Genomic DNA, 751 nt, shown 5'->3' with positions numbered 1-751 from the left:
CGATTAGATCGGACATACTGAGTACAGTGAAACCAGAATAGAGCAATTAGATCACATCTTTAATCTGATTGGTATAACTTAATTCAGTACACATCTCAGCTCAAAGGGGCGCGATGAAGGCGCTGGTCTCTGCGTGCGATGAATTGAAGACCATTATGTAAACAATACAGTCATAATAATAAAATTTGCACATGCTGAATGGCGGGCTATATTCTTATGGCTTGCAAATGATATCAGTGTCAATACTGCTGGGGAGGGTAATATGATGACTTCGAAAAGTATGTTTTTATTTTGTTTTTCTTCTGCACTTATTTCTGGCTGTTCTAGTAATCTAAGTGCAGTAGATAAACTGACTAGCTCGACTCAAAATGATGGCGGTATTTCATCTTACTTTAATGACATTCCATTTCAAAGTCGCTTTCTTGCAATAAATGGCCAACTTCCTATAGATACTGTTGGAATGCCTTGCGTTGCGAGTAGTTATCGTGTGCCATATTCAATGATATGTCTGAGTACAGATAAGTCGAAAGTCATCGAATATGACTACCCCGTGACAGGAAATCCTGGTAAAAAAATAAAAGACATTAAAAACAGCCTCACTAATTTAGAGAAAAAATCACAAGACTTAGTTACCAAATTGCTTGTTAAGGCTACTTGCAAAAATGCAGGAAAAGAGGTTCTTCGCGGGATCCTGGGAAAGTGGAAGTTGACAGACAGGGTGCTGGTAAACTGGTTGTCGCCAAACACACCA

At 38.9% G+C, this 751-nt stretch carries 1 protein-coding gene; it reads left to right on the top strand.

What is annotated here, in order from left to right; all coding sequences use genetic code 11:
- Positions 1-262 precede the first annotated feature (262 nt).
- Positions 263-751 (top strand): hypothetical protein (locus PG896_RS21065; RefSeq protein WP_270836204.1); only part of this gene is annotated, 489 nt, incomplete at its 3' end.

Origin of the sequence: Aeromonas sp. QDB30, assembly GCF_027707645.1 — a bacterium.
Classification (GTDB): Bacteria; Pseudomonadota; Gammaproteobacteria; order Enterobacterales; family Aeromonadaceae; genus Aeromonas; species Aeromonas caviae.
This window is presented reverse-complemented; position numbering and strand designations above follow the sequence as displayed.